This window comes from Bacteroides sp. L10-4 (assembly GCF_013373675.1).
Classification (GTDB): Bacteria; Bacteroidota; Bacteroidia; order Bacteroidales; family Bacteroidaceae; genus Bacteroides; species Bacteroides muris.
On sequence record NZ_JABXJH010000125.1, the window covers coordinates 1 to 2,290 of the forward strand.

Annotated in this window: 1 protein-coding gene; it reads right to left on the reverse strand. The window is 40.5% G+C overall.

The genetic code is table 11. The features are described from left to right. Positions 1-119: 119 nt before the first annotated feature. On the reverse strand, positions 120-2,171 hold the full coding sequence (locus tag HU824_RS19285; protein WP_176469731.1) for a hypothetical protein: 2,052 nt from the start codon (positions 2,169-2,171) through the stop codon (positions 120-122). Between the last annotated feature and the right edge of the window lie 119 nt (positions 2,172-2,290).

The following is a 2,290-nucleotide window of genomic DNA, read 5'->3' on the forward strand; positions in this document are numbered from 1 at the left end:
AACTGAGCAAATACAAACTTGTCTTGAAACATATGCGGTCATAGTAAAACTACCGCAAAGATAAAATTTCAAGTCCGTTCGCTCGAAAAATCCATGTAACTAACTATATTTCAATAATTTCAAAGAACTTTTTCAGATTTTAATGGGACAGTAGTGATGCGAAGTAGTTCTTCTTCTGAATAATGATTAGCGTGATAAACTACTGTTTGTTTATCTATGAGAGAAAATTGATTACCGCCCAAATGTTTAAATTTCACTATTTCATATTGTTTACCTTCTATAGGTGTTGTTCGTTTATCTGAAAATATATGACAAGGTTTCCACCAAGGATGGGCATTATAATCAGGTTTGTAATTTTGTAAATAGCCACAGCCACAAACATAAGTATAATTCAAGTTTATTTGTGCCAAACTATCCAGCCTTCCCATCATTTTATCTCTAAACGGTTTATGCCCCTTTGCCGTTATCGTCACCTCATTCAATAGTATGGTACTGTCACTGCTTATCACAGGCAAATCAAGGATTTGCTCTTTCTTATAGTGGGACAGTTCCTCCATCGGATAATAATGAGGTCTGTTCTTCCTTATGCTGTCAATCAGAAGAAAGTAATCCACCAATTCCAGTGTTGGCTTGAACTCTTTCGACAACATGGGCTTCAAATACACATATCCTCCTTGAAGAGCTTTCATCTTGTCCGGGTCAACCATAAAATGTCCGATGGAGTCCGTCCAAATGAACTGAGAGTTTCCCTCTGCGCCGAAAACTTGGATAAGCTGTTCTGCTCCTTTATTTTGTTTGTCCTTTTTCTTACTATTAAGGGTTTGCATGCCGTTGATTTCATCAGTTAAAAAGGGCTGCCCTTGGCAATCAGGTTCTACTGCATTCCATACATACCGCCGCCAGCCTTGTGTAAGCAATAGCAGGTCCAATGCTTCTTTCCTGTCGCTGTTCTTTTCATCAAAATAATAAGCCGGGTCACAGATTCTGCCTCGTATTTGGGAGGAGAGATAACAGTAAGTTAGGATATTCGCAGGGTCGGTGGGATTGTGATAGGCTTGGTCGTACACGCTAATACCCAAATTTGCCCTCACCGGATTGCCTTCTTCGTCTGTCGCTTTTATTCTGATAGACGCATTTTCCCGAATGGCAAAACTTGTCTTTGTGGGTTCGGCCATTATATACAGTTTCTTTTGCGGATGGACATACACCAATCGTTCTGCAATAGGCTGCATGGAGCTGTCGAAAAGCGTAAACTCCGCTATACCCTGATACAGGAAATTATCGAGCGGAATGGAGATTTTAAGACTGTCCTTTAATATGCCTTTCGCCATACAGCAAACCATTCCGCGCATTTGCCCCAAAAGATAAATTTGTCGGTGCGGCAAGCCCTCGGTTTGTGAAAGGACAAAATCCAGATGTTCTTTTTCTTGCTCTCGAAGGTTTAGAACCATTCCTTGTGAATGAATCTTGGGTAGTGGATAGGTTTTCCCATTCTTCAATTCAATCCTATATTTTTTATTGACAAAGGGAGTGAAGGAGACGACTCCCATCCCATCGTGCACGCTCTTTATTCCGCACAGGAACTTATCGTCTTCATAAATGACTCCTTCCACAGCTACCGGATTTCCCTTCCCATCGGTTGCTTTAAAAGCCAGTTTGGAGGAAAGGCCGGAAACGAGATTTCCTCCTTCTGGGAATGTTTCAAAACGGAAGGTTGTATCTTTAGGATTCCCTGTTACTTCCGAACGGGCTATATTCTTTACTATCCTTATTTTGCGGGTAGGGGTTATTCCGGTAGTATCATGCTTGTAAAAAGAGTGTTTGGTATAGCCTTCCAACAAATAGTCGCCTTCCGAAAGTTTTTCGTCTATGTAGATATGGCCGGATACGATGCCATTCTCTATCGGATACTTTTCCTGCCAAACCACGCTGTCTTTCGGATTAATCATTTGCAGGTAAAGAGTCTTGCTTTTATCAGACAATCCAAAGGTTTGTGCATCCAACTGATAGGCTTTGAACCAGAGGTCTTCACCCGTCTCGTAGATGTCTTTACTTGTTTGAAAATAGATTGATTCAGAGGGACGAGAAGAAAAGCTGCTTTCTATATGATTAACCAAGGAGTCTATGGATTCTTGGGAATGAACCATAGAGGTCGTTAAATTCGTAATCATTCTATTTTCCGCCACGACAATTTTATCGGCTGTTTTTCAGCCGATAAAATAAAAATGCCCGCAAGAAAATATTTTTGTTTTAACATTCCGGTTTATAAAAACATGGTAGAAGAGTCTTC

What these genes read in the sequence shown, in the direction of transcription:
- HU824_RS19285 (WP_176469731.1), bottom strand. Translation starts at nt 2,171, where the DNA reads ATGATTACGAATTTAACGACCTCTATGGTTCATTCCCAAGAATCCATA.